The sequence below is a fragment of the Phaeobacter sp. QD34_24 genome, assembly GCF_028890115.1.
GTDB lineage: Bacteria > Pseudomonadota > Alphaproteobacteria > Rhodobacterales > Rhodobacteraceae > Phycobacter.
Genome location: NZ_JARCJD010000010.1, coordinates 1 through 17,121, shown reverse-complemented (window position 1 = coordinate 17,121; position 17,121 = coordinate 1). Strand labels below are relative to the sequence as shown.

Below are 17,121 nucleotides of genomic sequence, written 5' to 3'. Positions count from 1 at the left end.
CATGTTCGGCGACTTCGACATCAACTTCGTCATCTTCGGGGTCATGCCCTATGTCGCGCTGACGATCTTCCTCGTGGGGTCGATCGTGCGCTACGAGCGGGACCCCTTCACCTGGAAGAGTTCCTCGAGCCAGCTCCTGCGGCGCAAGCAGCTGATCTGGGGCTCGATCCTGTTCCACGTCGGCATCCTGACCGTGTTCTTCGGGCACCTTATCGGCCTCTTCACGCCGATCTGGGTCCTGGATGCCATCGGCATTCCCTATGCGCTGAAGCAATGGATGGCGGTCCTGATCGGTGGGCCCGCCGGCATCGCGGCCCTGATCGGATCGACCATGCTGATCCATCGCCGCCTGGTCGATCCGCGCATCCGCGTGACATCGACCTTCCCCGACATCCTGATCATGGTTTTGATCTGGCTTCAGCTGGCCATCGGCCTGCTGACGATCACCCAGACACTGCAGCACATGGACGGGTCGGAAATGGTCCGCTTCATGACCTGGTCGCAGAGCGTGGTCAGCTGGAACATCAACGCCTGGGTTACCGTGGTCGACGTGCACTGGCTCTACAAGCTGCACATCTTCCTGGGTCTGATCATAACGGCGTTGTTTCCGTTCACGCGGCTGGTGCACATCTGGTCGGGCTTTGCCGCTCCGTTCCGCTACCTTCTGACGCGGCCGGGGTACCAGATCGTACGATCGCGGCGGCATCGCCCGCTCGAGGAACGCCGCCGCGCCTATGACAAGGTGCAAGCCAAGCGCGGTCCCACCGCCACGACGCCCGCGGAGTGAGCCAGATGAACGTGGCCCTGTTTCCCGATGTCGTCGTGAACGGCGAAACCATCCCCTCGGCGGCAATCGCCGCCGAGGCCCAGAACCACGAAGCCCCCAAGGACAAGCCGGGCATCGCCTGGCGCAAGGCCGCGCAAGCATTGGCCATCCGCGCACTTCTGTTGCAAGAGGCGAAGCGACGGGGCTTGACGGCCGACCCGCTCGAGCTGGCGCCGGGGCGGTTTGAGACGGACGACGAAGCCCTGATCCGCGCCCTGCTGGACGAGGCGCTCAAGATCGCACCCGTCGGCGAAGATGCCGTGCGCGCGGAATGGGAGAAGGACCCTGCCCGATATCGTTCGGCACCGCTCTGGGATGTTTCGCATATCCTGTGTGCCTGCGATCCGCGCGACGAAACTGAGCGTGGGCTGGCAGAGGCAAGGGCCGTTGCCCTGCTGGCGCGGCTTGGTGGTGACGCCAAGGGGTTCGCCGCTGCAGCCCGCGACAGCGATTGCGGTTCCAAAGCATCCGGCGGTCATCTGGGCCAGCTGGGTCCGGGCGACACCGTGCCCGAGTTCGAGGCGGCGCTGCGCACCCTGACCGATGAGGGCATCACGCCCGCACCTGTCCTGTCGCGGCATGGCTGGCACATTATCCGCCTGAACGCGACGGCGCCTGGGCAGGTGCTGCCCTATGAAACCGTTCGCCCCAAGATCGCGCAGGCGCTGGAGAAAGCCGCCTGGGCCGATGCGTCGAGGGCGTTCGTGGAAAGCCTTGCCAACCAGTCGAGCATCACCGGCGCAAGTCTTGCGCCGATCTGAACCACGCGAAAGGACGTGTCATGCAACCGTCAGAGCCTCTGCTGCGAGGGAGCGGTGAGAAGCCGACGAGCCTGGGCCTGCTTGCTAATCCTCTGGATTTCATCAGCGAAGACCACCTGCGCGAGCGTCAGGTTTGCGCAATGATCGACCGGCTTGCAACGGTGGCCGTTCTCAATCGCCAGGAAGTGGCAACGGTGCTGCGCTTTCTGAACGAGGAACTGAATGTCCACCTGCGCGACGAGGCAGAGGACCTGTTCCCGCTTCTTGCCCGGCGCTGCACGGTTGAGGATGCGATCGAAGGTGTGATCGACCGGATCAGGGCTGATCAGGATGAGGCGATGCGTCTGCTGCCGGACGTGCGTGCAATGCTGGCCGGGTGCCTTGATCGGGGGGGAGATCTGTCCACCATGGAGCGCGGGGTGTTAGCCAGGTTTGCTGGGCACGTGCGCCGCCACTTGGTTGCCGAGAACGCAATTCTCTTGCCGATTGCCCGGGTCCGGTTGACTCGGGCCGATCTGCGGAACCTGTCGAAACACATGCGGTCAAGACGTGGGCTGCCAGATTTTCCGGAGACGACCGATGCTGAATGACCTCCTGGCGCGCAACGTGGCGTGGTCGAAACAACGTCACGACGAGGAGCCTGACTATTTCACCCGCCTTGCCGCGCTTCAGGCGCCCGAGTTCTTCTGGATCGGCTGTTCGGACAGCCGGGTTCCGGCCAACGTGGTCGCGGGGCTCGATCCGGGCGAGGTATTCGTCCATCGCAACGTCGCCAACATCGTTCATTCCTCGGACATGAACCTGCTCTCGGCGCTGGAGTTCGCGGTCGATGCATTGCATGTGCGCGAGATCATCGTTTGCGGCCACTATGGCTGCGGCGGGGTCAAGGCCGCGACCGAGGATCTGCCGCATGGTCTGGCTGATCACTGGCTCGAACCGATCCGGCGCCTGACCCGCGCTTACGCGGTCGATCTGGGGCGCGAAGCCGACCTCGAAGCACAACGCGACCGGCTGGCGGAACTCAATGTGGTCGAGGGCGTGCGGCGTGTCTGCGAGACGCCGATCCTGCAGAGGGCATGGCGCCGCGGAGCCGATGTCCGCGTGCACGGCCTGATTTACGGGCTGAAGGACGGGCGCCTGCGCGATCTCGATTGCAGCATCGGTCCCGGGCACTTCCAGGCCGCCCAATCCACCGAGGAGGCAGTACAATGACTATACATCAAGCCATCACGTCACCGGGCTGCGGCTGTGACAGTCAGGACATGCTTCACGCGCTGATCGGCATCGACGAGGCACTGACCCGGATTGCAGGGCATGTAGCACCGATCGGCCGGACCGAGGCCCTTTCGCTTGACCACGCTTTTGGCCGCGTTCTCGCCAAGCCGGTCCGGTCTCGGTCCATGGCACCGGCTTTCGACAATGCGGCGATGGATGGCTATGCGATCGCCACATCGGCCCTGACTGGCGCCGGACCCTGGGTGCTGCCGGTCGTTGCGCGCGTGCCTGCAGGGCAGGCGTTGACGACACCGGTAGCAGGAGCCGTGGCGGCTCGGATCTTCACGGGCGCACCAATCCCGGATGGCGCGGACGCGGTCGTGATGCAGGAGGAAGTTCAGCGTGACAGGGACGTCATTCATCTATCGCGCCGACCTGAGCCGGGTTTGAACATCCGCCGCGCGGGCAGTGACATGGCCACCGGCGCGACCGTCTTCGACAAGGGACAAAGGCTTGGCCCGAGGGAGATCGCCGCCTGTGCCGCCGCCGGTGCAGGCATCCTGCGCGTTCGGCGCAGGCTGCGCGTGGCACTTCTGGTCACCGGCGACGAGGTGCGCCGCGCTGGTGGCGCGCGTGAGGCCGCCCAGATCTGGGACGTCAACATGCCGATGTTGACGGCAAGCCTTTCAGCTGCGGATGTTGACGTCGTTGCCTCGGATCATGGTGCCGACAACCTTGCCGGCCTTGTCCGTCAATTGGGCGACATGGCGGCGCGGGCCGATCTGGTCATCACCACAGGCGGTATCTCGGTGGGCGAAGAAGACCATGTGAAGCCGGCCGTCACGGCACTTGGCGGCGAAATCCTGTTCAGCGGCGTCGCGATCAAACCGGGAAAGCCGGTGTCGGTCGGGCGCATCGGCAAGGCGCACTGGCTTGGATTGCCCGGCAACCCAGTATCGGCCTTCGTCACATGGCAAGTCTTCGGACTGGCGCTGATCCGTGCCCTGAGCGGCGAGGGACCCACCCCGACCCGGCGGCATGTCGTGACCGCAGGCCTGATCCGCCGCAAGCCCGGGCGCTGCGAACTCCGACCTGCCACGCTGGCCGGTTTCGATGCCCATGGTCGCGAGATCGTCTGTTTCGAGGATGCCACACATTCGGCCCGTGTCGGGCTGCTCTCACGAGCAGACGGGCTGATGTTTCTGCCCGCCGATGCCGAATGTCTGCCAGCCGGTGCGCTGGTCGAATTCCAACCATTCTGCCAATCCTGAAGGAGCCCGGACATGAAACTTGCCTACACTATGGCGCCAGGACGCGGCGATACGGATCTGGTACTTGAACGGCTGGCAGCGGACCTCGCAGCCCGAGGCCTCAGATGCTGCGGAACCGTCCAGATCAACAGCGAGCGCGCCGATGCCGGCCCCTGCGACATGGATGTGCGCGTCTTGCCTGATGGTGCCGTTCTGCGTATCAGCCAGGACCGTGGCCCGCAGGCGCGGGGGTGCCGCCTCGACCCGGACGCGCTGGAAACGGCGGTCGCAATGGTTGCGGCCAGCCTGTCCTCCGGCGCCGACCTGCTGATTGTCAACAAGTTCGGGAAGCACGAGGCAGAGGGGCGGGGGTTCCGCAACGTGATTGCCGAGGCGGTCGCGATGCAGATCCCGGTACTGGTCGGACTCAATGCGCTCAACCGACCGGCCTTCGAGAACTTCGCGGATGGGCTGGCAACCCGGCTGCCACCCGAACCCGCAGCGCTGATGGCTTGGGTGAACGAGGTGACAGCTTCGGCGGACGAACTGATCTGATCACGCCCAATGATTCCGATCTGATTTCTTTGCCTTCGGGAATTGCGTGCACGGCGGTCGCTGCAATAAGGACTGTTCTGCCCACTTTCCGAGATGGGTCGGGCACATGCCGCACTATTTGTGGCGAACGTATGTGACCACGTCCACGTTGACTGACGGGACCTTGATGGTCTTGAAGAAGCTGTCGCGCCAGCGGCTCACCCGTTTCGCTGCCAGTCGTGATAGTATCGGGAGATCGCCCGATCCATTGTGCGGCTCAATAATAACAATAGCTTAGATGGTAGAGAACGTTCGACGCCGGTTCCATCCCCTCCGCCACCCACCATTGAAATCATTGGAAAAATTGGCGATTTCAGCACCCTACTCGCCAAAATACTCGCCAACTGATTTGCGCTTGGATGCTATCTTGGGCGACAAGCGCCAGATCGTCCTCAGGCGCACTGACTCTGGACATTCTCACACCAAACAGGGGCTCGCCGGACGAGCTTAGTTGATATTGTCTCTCCGATTCGGAGCTTCCGCTGGGCCTGATGTGCTCTCTGCGCTGCTCTGAACTTCATCCAATTCGTCAGGATTGGGCCGCTGTTGCTCGACGGTTTCACGTGAGGCGCCAGCGCTCTTTCTTACGAGGGGCGTGGCACATCGGACGGTGTCTTTTGTGCCGGTGAAAAGCGCAACAATGCGAACCAGGATTTCGGAAAGTGGCATGGCAAGGCCCCTCGAGGAATTGGATACGGGTCAGTTCAGCTGCAATTCTATCCAGAGGGCGCCCACTATCCCATAATCCTGCGGCGTTTTCCCAGGCTGCACCGGATGGCAAAGCGCACTCGGCCGATACCCGAGCTTCGTCCAATTGAACATCGCTGCAACACGGCGTCCTCTTTGCTTCCGCTTGTCGCATTGCACGACAGGGGAGGTCCCAAGGCCATGCAAGGTGCCGCCCATGGGGGCGCACGCAGGGGGGCGAGTCGGCACGTCTGCATCGCCTGGGCCCCGGCTGACCGCGCTGATCTGGCCCGCACAACCATCCGAACTCGGCCTGAATTATTGCCATCCGAAAGAATTTTCGCTCGCTTTGCGGGCAGATTGCTGCTGCGCAGCGTCTTTTCTGCATGTGCGAAGAGGACAGCTAGAATTTCTTCAGTCTAGCGTGAAGGGACGAGGGAAACGCATACGTCCTGTGTGAGACACGCATAATCACGCACTCTGCCACGCGCTCTGCCAGGGGCGGGACATCACCAAAACGGCGCGCCTCCCCGACATCCACAGGTCTGCCCATTTGGGCAGCCACGACGACAAACCGGAGTAGAAGCAGGCAGCGCCCCATGCGCAGGTCATTGCTCCCTTTTTCAACCTCACGCCAGAAGCCGCGTGCGGACAAGGAGGGTATGTAATGGGCACGACGCCTTTGAAAGAGTTGCAAAAAGAGAGCCGCATTGGTGGGCTCGGAACCGTCATCGAGCGGGATATCCCGCAAATCGACATGTCCGATTTCCACGCACGCCGCGACCAGATCACCGCCGAGCTGTGGGATGCGGCCACCGACATCGGCTTCTTCCAACTTACGGGCCACGGCATCCCGCAGTCGCTGATCGATGACGCCTTCGCGCGCTCCGCGGCCTTCTTCGACCTCGACGCCGAGAGCAAATCCGCCTTCCCCCTCAAACCCGGCACCAATGCGGGCTGGGAGTTCAAGGCGCAGGTGCGCCCCTCGACGGGCACCGCCGACCAGAAGGAAAGCTATCAGATCACCCTGCCCCGCATGGCGGGGCTCTGGCCCTCGGGCGCGCAGGTGCCTGATTTCAAACCGACCATGCTCGCCTTCGAGCGGATGAACTGGGCGCTGGCGATGCGGGTTCTGTCATGCTTCGGCGACAAGCTCGGCTTTGCCCCCGACACGTTCACCGACGGCCATGACCCGCTGTCGCCGCAGTATCAATCCACCCTGCGCCTGATCCACTACCTCGGCATGGAGGACGCCAGCCCGGAGGACTTCAAATTCTGGCGGGCGGGCGCCCATACCGATTTTGACTGCCTCACCCTTTTGCACCAGAAACAGGGCCAGGGCGGCCTGCAGGTCTGCCCCGGCAAGGACAGCGAGGGGCGCGCCCTGGGCTGGACCGATGTGCCGCCCGTGGGTGGCGTCATCACCTGCAACATCGGCGACATGCTGATGCGCTGGACCGACGACAAGCTGCTCTCCAACCTGCACCGCGTGCGCATGCCGCAAGAGGGCGAAAGCCTCGGGCCGCGCTACTCCATCGCCTATTTCGCGCAGGCCAATATGGATACGGTCCTGCAAGGCCCCGAAAATCTCTACGCGCCGATCACCGGCCACGACTACATCCAGATGCGCCTTGGCGCCAACTTCAGCAAGACGTGATGCGGGTGGCTGCGATCTCCTGCCGGGCCCTGGGCCTAGGGCATGCTGGCCGTGACCTCGATCTCGACCACGAATTCGGGGCGGGTAAAGCCGCTCACGATCATCAGCGTCGAGGCGGGCAGATGCGGAATATCCGCGAGCCAGGCATCCCGCGCGACCATGTAGCCCGCCATATGGGCGCGATCGGTGACATAGGCGTGGAGCTTCAGCACATGCGCCTTGTCGGTGCCGCCCTCTGTCAGGATTTTCTCGAGGTTGGCGAAGATCAACGCGGCCTGTGCCTCTGCCCCTTCGGGGATCGTGCCGTCAAGATCAAGCGCCAACTGCCCCGAGGTCATCAGCACCCCCGCACGCACATCGACCACGCCATGGGCATAGCGGGCAAAGGGCGGCGCCATATCGCCCGGGGTCACGCTCTTGATCATCTCATCTTCCCATCTGTGAGGACTGCGGGCGCACCACCGCCCCCGTGTTCCCACCAATAAGACCAAAAAAACCAAAACGTTCAACAAGGAGACGACGCACATGAAACTGACCACTGCACTGACCGCCGCCACGGCGCTTGCCACCGCCGCCACGGGCGCACTTGCCGAGGGCACCCCGGTAACCTTCGGTTCCAACTGGCTGGCCCAGGCCGAACACGGCGGCTTTTATCAGGCTGCCGCCGACGGCACCTACGCGGCCTGCGGCCTGGACGTGTCGATCGTGCAGGGCGGCCCGCAGGTCAACAACCGCGCGCTGCTCCTGGCGGGCAAGCTTGACTATCACATGGGCTCCGACCTCACAGGCGTCTTCAACGCCGCCAAGGAAGGTATCCCGATCGTCGCCGTTGCCGCCTCGTTCCAGAAGATCCCTCAGGTGCTCATCACCCATCCGGGCAAGGCGGAAACCTTCGAGGACCTCAAGGATCTGACCCTGTTGATCGGCGACAACGGCTTCCAGGGCTTCTACCAGTGGATGATGGCCGCCTATGGCTTCACCGCCGAGCAACGCGAACCCTATACCTTCAACCCCGCGCCTTTCCTTGCCGACGAGAACATGGCGATGCAGGGCTATCTCTCCTCCGAACCCTACCTCATCGAGAAAGAAGGCGGCTTCACCCCCGATGTCTTCCTGATCGCGGATGCGGGCTATTCGACCTATTCGACCACCATCGAAACCATGGCCGCCACCGTTGATGAAAAGCCCGAAGAGGTGAAGTGCTTCGTCGAGGGCTCGATCCTGGGCTGGTACAACTACCTCTATGGCGACAACGCGGCGGCCAACGAGATGATCATGGCCGACAACCCCGAGATGACCCAGGACAAGATCGACTACGCGATCGACAAGATGAAGTCCGAAGGCATCCTCATTTCGGGCGACGCGGAGACTATGGGCATCGGCGTGATCACCGACGCGAAGGTCGACGATTTCTACGCCAAGCTCGTGGAGGCAGGCGTCTTCGAGGCGGGCCTGGACTACTCGGCGGGCTACACCACCGCCTTCGTCGGCAAGGGCCTCGGCATGGATCTTGTGAAGTAAGCCGCCCCACCACCAAGGGGGCGCGCGCTGCGCCCCCCGTTTTCGGAGACCACCAATGCCCCTCAAACGTGCCCCTCTGGGCGAGCGCCCCGAGCTACTGAAGATGACGCACATCAACAAGACCTTCCGCGGCAATGTCATCGCGCTCAACGACATGAATCTCACCGTCAATCAGGGCGATTTCATCTCCCTCCTCGGCCCCTCGGGCTGTGGCAAGTCCACAGCGCTGCGCCTGATCGCGGGGCTGATGCACCCGACCTCCGGCTCCATCACCTGGCAGGGCGGACAAGGCGAGGGCGACCTCGGTGTCGTCTTCCAAGAGCCGACCCTGATGCCCTGGGCCCGGATCAAGGACAATGTCTGGCTGCCCTACCGCCTGCGCGGCAAGACCTATGGGCAGGTGAAGGACGAGGTGCTGGCCGCGCTCAAGCTCGTCGGTCTCGAGAAATTCCAAAACGCCTATCCGCGCGAACTGTCGGGCGGCATGAAGATGCGCGTCTCCATCGCCCGCGCAATGGTCACCAAACCGCGCCTGATCCTGATGGACGAGCCTTTCGCGGCGCTTGACGAGATCAGCCGCCACAAGCTCAACAACGACCTCCTGGCGCTCCGCGATGCCGTGGGCTGCACGGTTGTTTTCGTCACCCACTCCGTCTTTGAATCCGTCTTTCTGTCGGACCGCATCGTGGTCATGGCCGCACGCCCGGGCCGTGTCATCCGCGAGCTTGAGGTCGCCGCCCCCTACCCGCGCACCGAAGCGTTCCGCACCTCGCCGGAATACACCGCCTATGCGCGCGAGGCTTCGGATGCGCTGCATTTTGCCATGGAGGTCGCCGCATGAGCGCGACAGACACCCTCCCCGATACCACCGCCCCAGACAGCTCTGCCAAACCCGCCATCGATCTTGACGAAGAACGCCGGGCCCGCCGCGCCAAGGTGGCCGCCATTGCCCGCTGGCTGTTGCCCTCGCTCGTCATGGTCGCCTTCATCGGCGGCTGGCAGGCCTATGTGACCCTCGCCGAAATCCCTCATTACATCCTTCCCTCGCCGCTGCTGATCGCCAAGACGCTGGTCGAGGATTGGGCGCTGCTCTGGCCTGCAATGGTCACCACGGGGCGGCTCACGCTGCTTGCGCTCCTGCTCGCCGTGTTCGGCGGGCTTTCCATTGCCGTGGCCTTCACCCAGTCCCGCTGGGTCGAGATGGCGATGTTTCCCTACGCGGTGATCCTGCAGGTCACCCCCGTGGTCGCCATTGCGCCGCTGTTGCAGATCTACGTCGACAGTGCCTTTCTTGCGGCCCTGCTCTGCGCCTGGATCGTCGCCTTCTTCCCGATCCTGTCGAACACGACCATCGGGCTGAAATCGACCGACCATAATCTCGAAGACCTCTTCTCGATCTATGGCGCGACCCGCTGGCAGCGCCTGCGCTTTCTCGCAGCCCCTTCCGCCCTGCCCTACTTCCTCGGCGGGCTGAAGATCGCGGGCGGGCTGGCGCTGATCGGGGCGGTGGTCGCCGAGTTCGTCATCGGCCGTTCTGGCACGGGTCTGGGCCTTGCCTCCACCCTGCTCGAAGCCTCCTACCGCTTCAACTTCGGACGGCTCTATGGGGCGCTGATCCTGATCTCCGTCATGGGGGTCGTGATCTTCGGCCTGATGAGCCTGATCTCCCATCTCCTCCTTTTCCGCTGGCACGAAAGCGCCCTCAAACGAGACTAACCCATGGACTTCAAGACACTTCCCACGGGCGAATTCACGCTCCAAAACGTGACCCTCCCCACCTGCGCGCTTGGCCAAGAGGGCGATCTGACCCGCACGTCGATCACCGTGCAGGACGGCAAGATCGCCGCCATCGGCACCGTGCCCGAGGGCATCGAAATCATCGACATGAAGGGCGCATTCGTCATGCCCGCCTTCGTCGATGCCCACACCCACCTCGACAAGGGCCACATCCTGCCGCGCGCCTCCAATCCGGACGGCACCTTCTGGGGCGCAAAGGACACGGTCGCCGAGGATCACGCCAACTGGAAGGCCGAGGACGTCTTTACCCGCGCCGATTTCTCCCTGCGCTGCGCCTATGCTCATGGCACCAAGGCGATCCGGACCCACCTCGATTGCATCCCGCCGCAGGACGAGATTTCCTGGCCGGTGCTGTCTGAACTGCGCGAGAAATGGGCGGGGAAAATCACGCTGCAAGGATCGTCGCTCTCCACCTCCATCGTCACCGATATCGACGGCCGCTTCCTGCGCACCGCCGATCTGGTGGCTGAACATGGCGGCGTGCTGGGCATGGTCACGCTGCCCATGGACGGGCTTGATGCCTTTTTGCGCCGCTTCTTCGAAATCGCCGCCGAGCGTGGCCTCGACACCGACTTCCACGTTGATGAGACGATGGACCCCAGTTTCGAGACCCTGCGCGACATTTGCGATGCGAAACTGGCCACGGGCTATTCGGGCCGGGTGCAGGTTGGCCACCTCTGCTCGCTCTCGACCCAAGCGGAGGCCCGCGCGCTTGACACGCTCGACAAGGTCGCCGAAGCGGGGCTGGACGTGGTCAGCCTACCGATGTGCAACATGTATCTGCAAGACCGCAATACGGGCCGTACCCCACGCGGGCGCGGCGTCACCCTCGTCCACGAGATGAAGGCCCGGGGCATCCCCGTGAGCTTTGCCTCCGACAACACCCGCGATCCCTTCTACGCCTATGGCGATCTCGACATGCTGGAAGTGATGCGCGAGGCGACCCGCATTGCCCATCTCGATCACTCCGATACCGACTGGTTCAATGCCTTCACCGCGACCCCTGCAGCTGCCATGGGCCTCGACGTGGGGCAGATCATCCCGGGCGCCCCTGCTGATCTTGTCATCGCCCGCGCCCGCACCTGGACCGAGCTGATGGCCCGCCCGCAATCCGACCGCATCGTGCTGCGTGACGGGGTCCAGATCGATCGCACCCTGCCCGACTACGCTGAACTCGACCACCTTTTTGAGGCCTGACATGACGACCCTTCCCACCCCCGACATCGCCGCCGCCAAAGCCGCCCTTGCCCACCTCGACATCGAGGAAAACGAGAACGCGATCAAACGCGCCTCGCGCGATTTCTTCTGGTACTCCCCCGTGCTCAAGACCCGCATGGATCACCTCGTGGCCGACTTCGTCGTGCGCCCGAAATCCGAGGCCGAGGTGATCGAGGTGCTCAAGACCTGCTACGCCCACAACGTGCCGGTCACCACCCGTGGTGCAGGCACGGGCAACTACGGCCAGGCCATGCCCATACGCGGCGGCTGCGTGATGCATCTGGTCCATATGAACAAGGTCATCTCCTGCGAGCCGGGGCGGGTCATTGTCGAACCGGGCTGTGTGCTCAAGGATCTCGACGCCCATTGCATCGAAGCCTGTGGATACGAGTCTCGCATGATGCCCTCGACATGGGCCACGGCCACCGTTGGCGGCTTCGTCGCGGGCGGCTCGGGCGGGGTCGGCTCCGTCACTTGGGGCCAGCTTCGCGACCTCGGCAACATCATCCGTCTGCGCGTTGTGACCATGGAGGAAGAGCCCCGCATCCTCGAGTTTCGCGGCGAGGAACTGGCCCGCGTCTCCCACGGCTACGGCACCAACGGCATCATCACCGAGCTCGAGCTGCCGCTCGCGCCCGCCTACGACTGGGTGCATTGCTTCATCACAACCAAAGACTTCGGTGCGGCCATGACCTGCGCCGAAGACCTCGCCAATGAGGACGGCATCCTGCTGAAACTCGCCTCCGTCTTCGAGGCGCCAACGGCGAAGGCCTATTTCAAACGCATGGAAGCCTATGTGGAAGAGGACGATCACATGGTCGGGCTGATGGTCGCCCCCCATGCGATGGATGCGCTGATCACCTACCTTGGCCGCCGCGACGACCTCAGCCTGATCTACCGCTCCGACGACAACGACTGGCCCCGCAGCCCTGGCGTTGCGTTTGAGTACGGCTGGAACCACACCACCCTGCGCGCGCTTAAGGTGAACCCCGAGATCACCTATCTGCAAGTGCGCTACGGCTTCCCCGACCACAAGGAACTGATCGAGAAGATCCGCGCCGCGTTCGGCGATGAGCTGATCCAGCACCTCGAGGCCATCCGCATGAACGGCAAGGTCGCCTTCGCGGGCCTGACGATGGTCAAGTTCACCACGGAAGAGCGCCTTGACGAGATCATCCGCATCCACGAGGAGGCGGGCGCGCTGATCTTCAACCCGCACCGCTACACGCTGGAAGAGGGCGGGCGCCAACACTCCGACGAACGCCAACTGTCCTTCAAGAAAGAGGCCGATCCAAAAGGGCTATTGAACCCTGGCAAGATGATCTCGTTTGAGACCCCCGATTTCGATTTCAAGGACATCTACGCCTATCCGGGCATGACGCCCTTGCCCACGGAGGACGCGTGATGCGCGTTCTCGTCCTCTTCGCCCACCCCGTCCCCGACAGCTATAATGCTGCGGTGCATCGGGTGGTGGTCGATACGCTGACGGCCCAGGGCCACGAGGTCGATGATCTCGATCTCAATGCCGAAGGGTTCTACCCCGTGCTCTCGGAAATCGAGCGGCGCGAATATCACGACGAGCCGAGCAACATCGAGCCTGTCCGCCCCTATGTCGAAAGGCTTCAGGCCGCGGAGGCGATGGTCATGGTCTTCCCCGTCTGGAACTTCGGTTACCCCGCCATTCTCAAGGGCTTTCTCGACAGGGTCTTCCTGCCCGGGGTCAGCTTCAAACTGGCCCATGGAGGTGTCCGCCCCGGCCTTACCAACATCAAGAAACTCGCCGCATGCACCACCTACGGCGGCACGCGGTTTCGCGCGTTTCTCAATGGTGATCCGCCGCGAAAATGCGTCACCCGCCACGTCTGGTATGCCTGCGGGATGCCCAGGAAACGCTACATCGCGCTTTACGATATGAACAACAACACAGAGCCGCAACTGACCGCGCACCTTGAGCACGTGCGCCGCGAGATGGAGGCGTTTTGATGCGGGTCCTCGTCGTCTACGCCCATCCCCGCACCCAGAGCTACAACGCCGCGATCCGCGATCTGGTGATGGAGCGCATCAAGGCGGCAGGTGCCGAGGCGCGCCTCATCGACCTTTATGCAAGCGGGTTCGATCCACGCCTGAGCGCCCAGGGGCTGGAGTTCATAGAGGATGAGTACCTCAATCAGAAAGGCGTCGAGGAGCATTGCGAGGCGCTCAAATGGTGCGACACGCTGATCTTTGTCTACCCGACATGGTGGTATGGGCTGCCGGCGATGCTGAAAGGCTGGCTCGACCGCGTGCTGGTCTCAGGCGTGGCCTTCCACCTGCCGCCCCCGGAAGGCGGTGACATCCGCCCCGCCCTCACCCACATCACCCGCCTTGGCGTCTTCACAACCTGCGGCGCCAGTCGGCATTTGACCTGGTTCATCGGCGCGCCGGGGCGGCGCACATTGTTGCGCGGGCTGAGGCTGATCTGCGCCAGAACCTGCCGCACCGCCTTTGCCGCCCACTACCGCATGGACAGCTCCACCCCTGAGAGTCGCGCCAGGCACCTCAAGCGGGTCGGCGCCAAGGTCGACCGCCTGTTGCGCGCCTAAGCATTGAAAGGACACAGCATGGTTCCGATCCTTGACTGGGGCGAGTTCCTCCAAAGCCCCGAGAGCTTTGCCGCCAAACTCGGCAGGACCTGTCGCGACCACGGGTTCTTTGTCATCGAAAACCACCCCGTGGCAGCGGAGCTGATCGCGCAGATGTTCCAGCAGGCCGACGCCTTCTTTGCCCTTCCCGACGCGCAGAAGCGCCCGCTGGCCATCTCGAACAACCCCCACAACCGCGGCTGGGCCGCCATGGGCACCGAAAGCCTGGACGAGACCTCGGGGCAAATCGACCAGAAACAGGCCTTCAATGTCGGCTTCGACCTTGCCCCCGATGATCCCCGCGTGCTGGCGGGCGAGCCATTTCGCGGGGTCAATATCTGGCCCGATCTGCCCGGGTTCAAAGCCACCGCGCTCGCCTATTTCGACGCGGTGCAATCCATGGGCATCGCGCTCCATCGCGCCTTTGCCGCCGATCTTGGCCTGCCGCTCGACTATTTCGACGCCCATTTCGATGCGCCGATGGCAACGCTGCGGATGCTCTCCTACCCCGCCGACCCGAGCGGCGAAGGCATCGGCGCAGGTGCCCATACCGACTATGGCTCCATCACGCTATTGATGACCGACGGCGCGCCGGGGCTACAGGTGAAACCACGCGGCCAAGACTGGATGGATGTGCCCGCCGTTGACGGCGCCTTCATCGTCAATATCGGTGACTGCCTGATGCGCTGGTCGAACCGCACCTATATCTCCACGCCCCACCGCGTACTTGCTCCGCCGCGTGCGCGGCGCTCGATTGCCTTCTTCCTTGATCCCAACCCCGACAGCGTGATCGAAGCCCTGCCCGGCACCGGGGAGGCGCGCTACCCCGCCATCACCGCCGCCGACTACCTGCGCTCACGCCTTGATGCGACCTACAAACCCCTTGGAGCCTGAATGAGACAGCTGGACTGGGCCGATCGCCGCGCCCCCGACTTCAAAGCCATCAATCCCGAGACGGACATTGCGATCCTGCCCACTGCGGCCATTGAACAGCACGGGCCGCACCTTCCCGTGGGCACCGACACGATGATCATGAGCGGCATGCTCGACGCCTTTCGCGCCACCTGCCCCGAGGATCTTGACCCATGGATCCTGCCCATTCAGGCGGTCGGTAAGTCCAACGAACACCTCTGGGCGCAGGGCACCCTGACCCTGACCGCAGCCACGGCGCTGGCCGCCTGGACCGAGATCGGTCTCTCCGTCGCTCGCGCGGGCTTCAAGAAGATCGTCATCATCAACAGCCACGGCGGCAATCTTGACCTGATCTCCATCCTGTCGCGCGAATTGCGCGTGCAAGCGGGGATGCTGGCCGTCAAGTGCCAGTGGGGCAGCTTCGGCTATCCAGAAGGCCTCTATGGCCCCTCGGAACGCGCCTTCGGCATCCATGGCGGCGATATCGAGACCTCTTTGATGCTGGCAATGTGGGGCGACCGCGTGGACATGTCCAAGGCACGGGATTTCAAATCCCAGGCCGAAAGCGATCCCATCGCCCCCACCGGCGCGATCAGCCGCGGCTGGATCGCCTCTGACCTGAACCCGGACGGAACCGTGGGTGATGCCTCCGCTGCCACCGCCGACAAGGGCTACAGCACCCGCGATCACCAAGTGGCGGGCTTTATCGACCTGTTGCGCCAGGTGAGAGAAATGCCCGTCCCAACGGCCCCCGCCGCGCTGTCCTAAACCACTGGCGCATGGTCCAGCACCAGACCGAGTGCCACCGCGATCTGGCAGTCTTCACTCCGGCCATCGACAGAAGTCCGTGCGATTGCCATCGCATGGGAAGAGAGTTCAACGGCATCGCGGCGCCTAAACGAACTGCCCGCTCAGAATCTGTGCCATGCCTTCAGTCTACCATGGTGCGACCCATCATTCCGGGCATGCAGGGCCTTACTGCGATGTCCGCTCCTTGCCCGCCTGACGGACTTCATGCAAAGTTACAGGTGGAAGAGGGATGCCTTTTTCATTGCCTCTTCGATGGCCAACGGAGCAGCGTGCTGGCCTGACTTGGGAGGCGTGCAGATGACATCCAAGACCACAGGTTCCCCGCAACCGGACAATCGGGCGCCGCAGCAATCGACCATGCCTGAGGTCAACAGGGTAACGGCGCATGATATCAAGGCGTCGCTTCAGGCCGGGCTTTCCGACTTTCTGGCACGCCCCGTCATGAGTGGTTTCTTTGGTCTGTTCTACGGGGTCTTCGGGATTCTGGTTGTTTGGAGCCTGGTCTGGCTCGGAAAGGTATGGATGATCATTCCCGTTTCCGTGGGTTTTCCGCTGATCGCGCCTTTCGCCGCCGCCGGGCTTTATGAGATGTCCCGCAGACTGCAGAACGATGTGAGCTTCGGCTGGTCTGACATCCTCACCGTCATGGCCCGCCAGCGCAAGCGCGAGATGGGCTGGATGGCCTTTGTCACCCTGTTCATTTTCTGGGTGTGGTTCTACCAATTTCGGACAGTGCTTGTGATCGTGCTGCAAGATTCGTCCTTCTCGGATCTGGACGGTTTCCTGAACACCATATTCTTCACGCCGGAGGGCTGGACCTTCCTTGCCATTGGCACCTGCGTCGGTGCCTTTCTGTCTGCAGTGCTGTTCTCGGTGACCGTCGTCGCCATGCCTATGTTGCTCGACCGGGAAATGGATTTCATTTCCGCGATGCTCACCTCCATTCGTGTCGTCAAGGAGAGTCCGATGGTCATGCTCACCTGGGCGGCGATCATCGCGGTCACCATGCTGCTGTCGCTGGTTCCGGCGTTTTTGGGGCTGATCTTTACCCTGCCAATCCTGGGCCACACGACATGGCATCTTTATCAGCGGGCTGTGCGGACAACGAAGGGGTGATCTGTCCAATCACGCTGTGAAGCGAACGCGTGTTCGTGATGACAACGCATCGCTTTCGACCCTTGGACGAAGCCGCTTTCGCGGCAATGGCGCTTGTGGCTGCAGTGTTGAGCCGATCCTAAGGGCGCGCATTTTG

Annotated in this window: 18 protein-coding genes; 17 read left to right on the top strand and 1 reads right to left on the bottom strand. The window is 63.1% G+C overall.

The genetic code is table 11. The features are described from left to right. Position 1 precedes the first annotated feature (1 nt). From narI to PXK07_RS09590, 7 genes are all read left to right on the top strand, one after another. Complete coding sequence (narI, locus tag PXK07_RS09620; RefSeq protein ID WP_109565322.1) at positions 2 to 787, top strand: respiratory nitrate reductase subunit gamma; 786 nt, start codon at positions 2 to 4, stop codon at positions 785 to 787. A gap of 5 nt (positions 788 to 792) precedes the next feature. Further along, the gene (locus PXK07_RS09615; protein WP_274848144.1) at positions 793 to 1,587 is read left to right on the top strand and encodes a peptidylprolyl isomerase; all 795 of its coding nucleotides are present in this window, start codon (positions 793 to 795) and stop codon (positions 1,585 to 1,587) included. A 20-nt stretch (positions 1,588 to 1,607) separates the two neighbouring features. Continuing rightward, the gene (locus tag PXK07_RS09610; protein WP_274848016.1) at positions 1,608 to 2,177 is read left to right on the top strand and encodes a hemerythrin domain-containing protein; all 570 of its coding nucleotides are present in this window, start codon (positions 1,608 to 1,610) and stop codon (positions 2,175 to 2,177) included. Next, positions 2,167 to 2,799 (top strand): carbonic anhydrase, encoded by a 633-nt coding sequence (locus PXK07_RS09605; protein ID WP_274848015.1) that lies wholly within the window; start codon positions 2,167 to 2,169, stop codon positions 2,797 to 2,799. Before PXK07_RS09610 ends, PXK07_RS09605 begins: the two co-directional genes overlap by 11 nt. After that, on the top strand, positions 2,796 to 4,073 hold the full coding sequence (locus PXK07_RS09600; protein WP_274848014.1) for a molybdopterin molybdotransferase MoeA: 1,278 nt from the start codon (positions 2,796 to 2,798) through the stop codon (positions 4,071 to 4,073). Before PXK07_RS09605 ends, PXK07_RS09600 begins: the two co-directional genes overlap by 4 nt. A 12-nt stretch (positions 4,074 to 4,085) precedes the next feature. Further along, positions 4,086 to 4,607, top strand: a complete 522-nt coding sequence (locus tag PXK07_RS09595; RefSeq protein WP_274848013.1) for a DUF2478 domain-containing protein — start codon at positions 4,086 to 4,088, stop codon at positions 4,605 to 4,607. Between the two features lie 1,393 nt (positions 4,608 to 6,000). Further along, entirely contained in the window at positions 6,001 to 6,990 is a 990-nt protein-coding gene (locus PXK07_RS09590) for an isopenicillin N synthase family dioxygenase (RefSeq protein WP_274848012.1), read from the top strand. A 35-nt stretch (positions 6,991 to 7,025) separates the two neighbouring features. On the opposite strand, the gene PXK07_RS09585 is transcribed toward PXK07_RS09590, so the two are convergent. Beyond that, positions 7,026 to 7,415 (bottom strand): RidA family protein, encoded by a 390-nt coding sequence (locus tag PXK07_RS09585; RefSeq protein ID WP_274848011.1) that lies wholly within the window; start codon positions 7,413 to 7,415, stop codon positions 7,026 to 7,028. Between the two features lie 100 nt (positions 7,416 to 7,515). On the opposite strand from PXK07_RS09585, the gene PXK07_RS09580 reads away from it, so the two are divergent. The 10 genes from PXK07_RS09580 (at position 7,516) to PXK07_RS09535 (ending at position 16,985) form a co-directional block, all read left to right on the top strand. Next, positions 7,516 to 8,511: an ABC transporter substrate-binding protein gene (locus tag PXK07_RS09580; protein ID WP_274848010.1), complete on the top strand. Its 996-nt coding sequence runs from the start codon at positions 7,516 to 7,518 to the stop codon at positions 8,509 to 8,511. A gap of 55 nt (positions 8,512 to 8,566) precedes the next feature. Next, a complete protein-coding gene (locus PXK07_RS09575; RefSeq protein ID WP_274848009.1) occupies positions 8,567 to 9,352 on the top strand; it encodes an ABC transporter ATP-binding protein in 786 nt (261 codons plus the stop codon). Then, entirely contained in the window at positions 9,349 to 10,227 is an 879-nt protein-coding gene (locus tag PXK07_RS09570) for an ABC transporter permease (RefSeq protein ID WP_274848008.1), read from the top strand. Before PXK07_RS09575 ends, PXK07_RS09570 begins: the two co-directional genes overlap by 4 nt. A gap of 3 nt (positions 10,228 to 10,230) precedes the next feature. Then, the gene (locus PXK07_RS09565; protein ID WP_274848007.1) at positions 10,231 to 11,505 is read left to right on the top strand and encodes a cytosine deaminase; all 1,275 of its coding nucleotides are present in this window, start codon (positions 10,231 to 10,233) and stop codon (positions 11,503 to 11,505) included. A 1-nt stretch (position 11,506) separates the two neighbouring features. Then, complete coding sequence (locus PXK07_RS09560; protein ID WP_274848006.1) at positions 11,507 to 12,931, top strand: FAD-binding oxidoreductase; 1,425 nt, start codon at positions 11,507 to 11,509, stop codon at positions 12,929 to 12,931. After that, complete coding sequence (locus PXK07_RS09555) at positions 12,931 to 13,509, top strand: NAD(P)H-dependent oxidoreductase (RefSeq protein ID WP_274848005.1); 579 nt, start codon at positions 12,931 to 12,933, stop codon at positions 13,507 to 13,509. The genes PXK07_RS09560 and PXK07_RS09555 overlap by 1 nt, the downstream gene beginning before the upstream one ends. Next, positions 13,509 to 14,108, top strand: a complete 600-nt coding sequence (locus tag PXK07_RS09550) for an NAD(P)H-dependent oxidoreductase (protein WP_274848004.1) — start codon at positions 13,509 to 13,511, stop codon at positions 14,106 to 14,108. The genes PXK07_RS09555 and PXK07_RS09550 overlap by 1 nt, the downstream gene beginning before the upstream one ends. Before the next feature lie 18 nt (positions 14,109 to 14,126). Continuing rightward, entirely contained in the window at positions 14,127 to 15,041 is a 915-nt protein-coding gene (locus PXK07_RS09545) for an isopenicillin N synthase family dioxygenase (RefSeq protein WP_274848003.1), read from the top strand. Then, the gene (locus PXK07_RS09540; RefSeq protein ID WP_274848002.1) at positions 15,042 to 15,827 is read left to right on the top strand and encodes a creatininase family protein; all 786 of its coding nucleotides are present in this window, start codon (positions 15,042 to 15,044) and stop codon (positions 15,825 to 15,827) included. Between the two features lie 339 nt (positions 15,828 to 16,166). Beyond that, complete coding sequence (locus PXK07_RS09535; protein ID WP_274848001.1) at positions 16,167 to 16,985, top strand: DUF2189 domain-containing protein; 819 nt, start codon at positions 16,167 to 16,169, stop codon at positions 16,983 to 16,985. The last annotated feature ends 136 nt before the right edge of the window (positions 16,986 to 17,121 follow it).